This window comes from Streptomyces sp., from assembly GCF_036566765.1.
Taxonomy (GTDB): Bacteria; Actinomycetota; Actinomycetes; order Streptomycetales; family Streptomycetaceae; genus Streptomyces.
This window is the reverse complement of sequence record NZ_DATCVQ010000202.1, coordinates 1-6125: the sequence shown is the minus strand read 5'-3', so window position 1 is coordinate 6125 and position 6125 is coordinate 1. Positions and strand designations below refer to the sequence as shown.

General features: G+C 69.6%; 7 protein-coding genes and 2 pseudogenes. 4 read left to right on the top strand and 5 right to left on the bottom strand.

Features of this window, described 5'->3' with window-relative positions:
- Positions 1 to 389 (top strand): annotated as a pseudogene (locus VIU94_RS11595) (hypothetical protein); the annotation flags it as partial.
- Here the strand turns inward: VIU94_RS11595 and VIU94_RS44675 are convergent.
- Both VIU94_RS44675 and VIU94_RS11590 read right to left on the bottom strand, forming a co-directional pair.
- Positions 373 to 852, bottom strand: a complete 480-nt coding sequence (locus VIU94_RS44675; protein WP_414720929.1) for a hypothetical protein — start codon at positions 850 to 852, stop codon at positions 373 to 375. The pseudogene VIU94_RS11595 and the gene VIU94_RS44675 overlap by 17 nt on opposite strands.
- Before the next feature lie 221 nt (positions 853 to 1073).
- A complete protein-coding gene (locus VIU94_RS11590; RefSeq protein ID WP_331910381.1) occupies positions 1074 to 1802 on the bottom strand; it encodes a GbsR/MarR family transcriptional regulator in 729 nt (242 codons plus the stop codon).
- Between the two features lie 246 nt (positions 1803 to 2048).
- Between VIU94_RS11590 and VIU94_RS11585 the strand changes: the two genes are divergently transcribed.
- Positions 2049 to 2723: a DUF4097 family beta strand repeat-containing protein gene (locus VIU94_RS11585; RefSeq protein WP_331910379.1), complete on the top strand. Its 675-nt coding sequence runs from the start codon at positions 2049 to 2051 to the stop codon at positions 2721 to 2723.
- Between the two features lie 122 nt (positions 2724 to 2845).
- Here VIU94_RS11585 and VIU94_RS44670 read toward each other — a convergent pair whose 3' ends face one another.
- Both VIU94_RS44670 and VIU94_RS44665 read right to left on the bottom strand, forming a co-directional pair.
- Complete coding sequence (locus VIU94_RS44670; RefSeq protein WP_414720930.1) at positions 2846 to 2968, bottom strand: pentapeptide repeat-containing protein; 123 nt, start codon at positions 2966 to 2968, stop codon at positions 2846 to 2848.
- 23 nt (positions 2969 to 2991) lie between these two features.
- Positions 2992 to 3102 (bottom strand): annotated as a pseudogene (locus VIU94_RS44665) (pentapeptide repeat-containing protein); the annotation flags it as partial.
- 483 nt (positions 3103 to 3585) lie between these two features.
- Between VIU94_RS44665 and VIU94_RS11575 the strand changes: the two are divergent.
- Positions 3586 to 4344 (top strand): MerR family transcriptional regulator, encoded by a 759-nt coding sequence (locus tag VIU94_RS11575; RefSeq protein WP_331910375.1) that lies wholly within the window; start codon positions 3586 to 3588, stop codon positions 4342 to 4344.
- Between the two features lie 375 nt (positions 4345 to 4719).
- Positions 4720 to 5649, top strand: coding sequence for a cysteine--tRNA ligase (locus tag VIU94_RS11570; RefSeq protein ID WP_331910373.1), 930 nt, complete (start codon positions 4720 to 4722; stop codon positions 5647 to 5649).
- A gap of 121 nt (positions 5650 to 5770) precedes the next feature.
- Here the strand turns inward: VIU94_RS11570 and VIU94_RS11565 are convergent.
- Positions 5771 to 6125: DUF5994 family protein (locus tag VIU94_RS11565; protein WP_331910371.1), on the bottom strand; the 355-nt coding region annotated here is incomplete at its 5' end.

Sequence of the window (6125 nt, the reverse complement as noted above, 5' to 3'; positions counted from 1 at the left end):
TGACGGCGCTGCGGGCGACGGCCCCTGTCGCGATCCACGTCACGGACAGCGGCGTACGCGCGGAACTGCGGCCCGGCGCACGGGGAACGGTCGTGGTGGCGACCCCTCGGATCGCGGGCTGGCGGTGCGAGGGCCGTCCGGCGGGCTCGTACGGCGGCCTGCTCGCGGTCCGGCCCGCTGCCGGGCAGACCTCGGTGAACTGCACGTTCCGCCCGCCCGGCCTGCGGGCGGGGCTGGGCGTGGGAGCGGGCGCGCTGGTGCTGCTGACGGCCGGGGCCGCCCTCGCCTGCCGGCGCAACCGCTCCTCGGCTGTTGAACCTCCGGAGCGGCGCACCCGCTCCTCGGCTGTCGAACCTCTGGAACCTACGGAATCTACGGACAGCTCGTGACGGTCTCGCCAGGCTCGGCGGTGCAGGTGTCGGTGCCGTTGCCGCCGTTGAGGGTTTCTGTTCCGGGCCCGCCGTCGAGGGTGTCGGGTCCGTTGTCGCCGTTGAGGGTGTCGTCGGCGGTTCGGTGAGGGTGCTCCCCTCGCCCCCGTCCGCGACAGCAAGAAAGGTGAGCGGTCCGGCCGGTCGCCCGTAGGGACAGGCGCTTGGGGTGGGCCGGGTGCGCAGGACGCGGGTGGGACCGCCCTCTTTCCGAGAGTCGCACCTTCCGGCGGCGCGTCAAGGGCGCTCCTTCGTCGCGTCGCTTCGCGATTCCGCTTCGCTCCACCCTTGACCCACCACCGGAAGCCGCGAAAACACTCTCGGAGGGCGGTCCGGGGGCCGGGGTCCACGCGAGCAGGCCGCACGTGCGCCGGTCGCCGTGGGCGGCCGGCGGGCCCGTGGACGGATTGCGCGGCAGTTGCATGGGTTGCCCAATGCCGTCTCGGCGGCCAACGGCCGTCACGGGGCCGAGCTTCATGCCCGGCTGGTCACTGCCCGGTGGTAACGACGCTAACGCGGCCGGGAAGGGTAAGGGGTGGGGCGGGTGTGGGCTGGTGTGACTCGGGGGACAACGGCGGGGCGTTAAGGGGCACGTTTGTGTCGCCCCACCGCCCCACAGTTGTCCGTCCGCGAGCTGAACGTGGCTCAGGCGGGGCTGTCCGGGGTCACTTCGGGTTTCGTGTGGAGGATGTCGCGGGCCTGCGCGGCGGCGCGGGCGGTTGTCTCGGAGACGAAGTCGAGGAAGCGGGCGATGTTCTCGAGGCGGGCACCGGCCGGGGTGTTGGGGCCAAGGACGCCGACGCCCTGCCGGGCGGTCTCCACTATGTGCGCGGTGGCGCGGGCGCTGGCCATCATCGACTCGTACCAGACGTCGGCGTCGACGACGTAGCGGTCGCGGCGGCGCTCGTCGCGCTCCCGGCGGACGAGGCCCTGACCCTCGAGGAACGCGACCGCCTTGGAGACGGACGCCGGGCTGACCTGGAGGCGCTGGACGAGTTCGGACGCGGTGAGGCTGCCTGTGTCGGTGAGGCAGATGGAAGCCATCACTCGGGACATCATCTTGGGCAGGCCCGACTGCATCATGACGGTGGTGAACACCTCCTCGTACTCACGCACCGCCTCGGCATCGCGCCCGTAAGCCTGCGGGAGCGCCCCTGCGGGGGCGGCCTGCCTGCGCCGATGCGTACGGCGTTCGGTGGCGCGCTGGGCGAGTTCGGCGCGGTAGGAGGTGGGGCCGCCGTTGCGCATCACCTCACGCGTGATCGTCGAGGTCGGGCGCTCCAGACGCCTGGCGATCTCGGCGTAGGCGAGGCCGTCGGCCAGCCCCAGCGCGATCTGCCGGCGTTCGGGCTGGGTGAGTCTGCCTCCCGGCATCGCGTTCTCCTTCGTGCGTGTGTGATGCCGCCACCATAGCGTTCACGACCAATTCATTGCAACGAGGAGGAGAAGAGTTGTTGCGTTACGCTCGAACCCGTTGCAATGAAATCCCATCCACTACCTGCATTGATGGCGTTTTCGCGCAACGAACATGTTGCCAACTCTCTGAACGCAACGTAGCTTTTCGTTCATCAGAAACGGCGGGCCGACGGACGGTCCGCCGAATGAAGAAGGAGAAGCACCATGCAGAAGTTCGCCACCACCACCGCCGTCACCGCCGTCCTGGGCATCCCCGCCGGCCGTATCCAGTTCATCGCCGCCGACCGCGTCGACACCACCGTCGAGGTCCGCCCCGCGAACGCTGCCAAGAGCCGCGACGTGAAGGCCGCCGAGGAGACGACGGTCGAGTACGCCGACGGTGTCCTGCGGATCACCGCCCCGGAGCCGAAGAACCAGCTCCTCGGCAACAACTCCGGGTACGTCGAGGTGACCGTGCAGCTGCCCGCCGGCTCCCGCGTCGAGGCGAAGGCGGCCGACGGCGAACTCCGGGGCGTGGGACGGCTCGGCGACGTCGCCTTCGAGGCCGCGCGGGGCACGGTCAAGCTCGACGAGACCGCCGGCGCCCGCCTGGTCCTCATGGCCGGCGACGTTCACGTCGGCCGCCTGGGCGGCAACGCGGAGATCCGCACCCAGGCGGGCGACCTCACCATCGCCGAGGCCGTGCGCGGCACTGTCACCCTGCGCACCGAGAAGGGCGACATCCAGATCGGTGCCGCCCGCGGCGCCTCCGCCACCCTCGACGCCGGCACCGCATACGGCCGTATCAACAACACCCTCAACAACACCGAAGGCGCCGCCGCCGGCCTCAACATCCACGCCACCACCGCCTACGGCGACATCACCGCCCGCAGCATCTGAAGGAGCGCGGGTCCGCGGGGCCCGGAGACCGCTCAGGGGCCCGATCCGCTGTCGCGGATCAGGCCCCTGACCTGGTTTTTCAGCTGTCGAGGTGGCGGGATTTCGTCGTCGTTGTCACACAGTTAGTCGCTTACCTGAAGACCTCCGGGAGTTCGGGCACCACCGCGAAGATTTGCGCGCTTAAGTGTCGTGACGCCGAGACTCGCGCCCGCCAGATGCGCTCCGCGAAGATCGGCTCTGTCCAGGTAGGCGGAGTCCAGTTCGCGCCGAAGAGGTCCGCTCGGCGGAGGTCGGCGCCGCTCAGATCGGCCCAGCGCAGGTCCGCTTCGTACAAGCTCACTCCAGGCAGCTCGATGGGTGCCTTCCCGGGGAAGCTCATGCCGCGGAGATCGGTGTTGCTGAGGTCGATGACCGTCCCGGCGTTGCGGCCGGAGTCACGTCTGGCCAGCGCGGCGATCGCTGCCTGGACGTCTGGCCTCGGCGCGTGATCACACGCGTCGCCGAGTGGTGTCCTTCAGGCTCTTTGCACTTGATCCAGCGTGCTGCTGTGCGAAGGCGGCCAGTACGGAGACGACCATGGGGTGGTCACGGACGGAGTCCTGCATGATGCGTTCCAGGGCGTAGATGCCGCCCAGGCGGATGTCCGCCTACGAGGAATGCGACGGAGCCCGTCGGCATTCGGTTTCCCTGCCACCCGCTCGTCGCATCCCGCTGCATGAGCGTCTGCAACTCTCACTAATCCATACAGACCGGCTCCGAGAATCATGAATCTCGGGGGTTGAAGTTGCCGTTGCGGCAGTTTCTACCGTTGTGACCAGGGCCGGAGAGACCGGCCCGGCGACACACATGTGTGGGAGTGGCGATGGACTGGCCGATCTCGGAGGTGGCCCGGATGTCGGGCGTGACCGCCCGGACACTGCGCCACTACGACGAGAGGGGCCTGTTGCCGCCGGCCCGTATAGGCGTCAACGGTCGCCGCTACTACGGGGAGCACCAGCTTCTGCTGCTGCAGCAGATCCTGGTGTTGCGGGCGCTGGGCGTCGGGCTGCCGGAGATCGGCCGGATCCTGTCCGAGCAGGTCGACGAGCTGGATGCCCTGCGGGGCCACCACCGGTGGCTGCTCGCGGAGCGGGACCGGCTCGACGCCCTGGCCGGCACCGTCTCCCGCACGATCGCCGAACTGGAGCAGTCCAGGAAGGACGGTAAGCCCGTGACCATCAACCGACCGGAGAACCTGTTCGAGGGCGTCCAGCCCTCCCAGTACGCGCAGAACATGCGCGACTTCCCCGAACTCGCCGAGGAGGTCGGGCGGCGCGCCGCCACGATGAGCCAGGCCGACGCCGACGCCGGGCACCGTGAGCGCACCGCGCAGATGATCCGGCTGGCCGAACTCATGGCTGCGGGCCACGCGGCCGCTGCCGAGCTGGTGCAGGCCGAGATCGACGCCCAGTACCGGGCACTGATGCAGCTGCGCGCCGTCTCCGCCGAGGAGTACCGGGCCATCGGACGATCCTGCGTGGACAACGACGTCTGGCGCACCGCGTACGAGGCGATCGCCCCGGGTCTGGCCGCGTACCAGCGCGATGCGATCGAGGTCTACGCCGCCACTCGGCTGAGCTGAGTCGCGACCGACGCCATCGCGGGAACGACCCGCCAAGGCGTCGGTCACATGACATGGACCGCATCTTCAAGAGCGATCCGGAGCCGTAGTCACGCAGCTAGTCACGCAGCAAGGATCAGGGCCGGTTTCCCGTGAAGGAAACCGGCCCTGACCTGGTTTTTCAGCTGTCGGGGTGGCGGGATTTGAACCCACGACCTCTTCGTCCCGGTGAGGTTCGGTCCGGATCTTCACCGGCCGGTTTGTCGTTTCGCCTGGTCACAGCGTTGGCGCACAGTGGGCTCGGGCGGTGTCGCGGGGGCTTGGGGAGCAAGTCGGCTCCCAGACGGCTCCCAGGAGGGACATGCCTACGGCGCCCACCGGGAGCGAACCCGTGCCATGGGCCTGGGAGAGGGCACCCGCCGCTACCTTGCTGATGTCGGGCGCCTGGTCAGGTCCTCCCCGGTGTCGGGGGTTTCCACGGCTAGCCTCCGCATCATGCTGCGTATCGTCGACACCCGTACCGGCCACCTTGTGGAGATTCCCTCCGTACGCCGTCATCTGCTGAGCATCTGTGTCCACCTGCCGGTCGGCGAAGCCGGGATCGGCATGACGGACCTGCGGGCGCTCTTGGTCGGTGACGTACTGGCGCGCACAGCGGAGCTGCACGGCCTGCAGTCCCGCATGTTCCTCACCACGCCGGACCTGCCGCATGAGCAGGTCCAGGCGTTTGATCGCGCCATGTCGGCTCTTGGCATCCACCCGCCCGCCGGAGTCGGTGTTCACCATCCGAACGGAACGCTCTGCGCCGCTGCCGACGTACACGTCTACCCGTACGGGACCGCCGCACAGGACGTGGTCGGCGGGGTCCGCATCGACGTGGGCCAGGTCGGCCCGGCGTCCCGGGAGAGGGGCGTCTCAGACCGTGCCCACGTTCTGGTCCCGGGCCTCCTGGACGCCTTCGCCCCGGCGGGGATCGATCCGCTGGCTGTGAGGATGCATGTGCTCGGCCACGCTTACCGCACGCCGGTCACGGCCACCAGCGCCGCGCTCGAAGAGGCCCGGCGGACGCTGGGGGACTGGCGGCAGCTGGTGGCCGAATGGGCAGAGCAGCCGTCCAGGCCGATCCCCGCCGATGTTCTGCGACACGCCCATGCCGCGCTGGCTGATGATCTCGGCGTCCCCGCCGTCCTGGACGCGCTGGCCACCGTGGCGACGCGCGCCGACGTACCGGCCGGTGCCAAGTTCGAGACGTTCGCCTTTCTCGACCGCGTCCTCGGACTGGATCTCGCGCGCGAGGTGGGGCATCAGCACCGGGCGGCTACATGACGTCGGGTGCGCCGGCCTCATGGCGGCGGTCGTCACAACGGCCCCAGCGCATTCACTACGCCGAGGCCGCCCTTCCGGATCGTCACACGTGAGAGTGCTCGATCCACGGCCAATTGTACGACTACGGGCCGGTCGCGGCCTCGTCGGACATCAGGACACCGGCGGCCAGGACGCTCCCGGGGACCGCGGCGGCGGTCATGAGCCGGGCGGCTGCGACGGGTTCGGTCTCGGGCGGGATCACCAGCAGGTCGCAGCGGCCGACGGTGTAGGAGAGCAGGATCATCTTGTCGGGATCCTGCTCGGTGAACCAGCCGACGTGCACGGTGTGGCCGGTGGCGGGAACCTTGTGCGGGACGACGGGCCAGCGGGTGGGGTTCACCGTGACGCGTGTGATGCGCCCGAAGCGCTCGTCCAGCGCGTCGACCAGGGGTGGAAGCTCGGCGGCGAGGTCACGCGAGCGAGGCCACCAGGCACCG

Excerpts from the sequence above, each read along its gene's own strand:
- VIU94_RS44675 (WP_414720929.1), bottom strand. The coding sequence starts at position 852 with ATGCAACTGCCGCGCAATCCGTCCACGGGCCCGCCGGCCGCCCACGGC.
- VIU94_RS11590 (WP_331910381.1), bottom strand. The coding sequence starts at position 1,802 with ATGCCGGGAGGCAGACTCACCCAGCCCGAACGCCGGCAGATCGCGCTG.
- VIU94_RS11585 (WP_331910379.1), top strand. The coding sequence starts at position 2,049 with ATGCAGAAGTTCGCCACCACCACCGCCGTCACCGCCGTCCTGGGCATC.
- VIU94_RS11575 (WP_331910375.1), top strand. The coding sequence starts at position 3,586 with ATGGACTGGCCGATCTCGGAGGTGGCCCGGATGTCGGGCGTGACCGCC.
- VIU94_RS11570 (WP_331910373.1), top strand. The coding sequence starts at position 4,720 with ATGGGCCTGGGAGAGGGCACCCGCCGCTACCTTGCTGATGTCGGGCGC.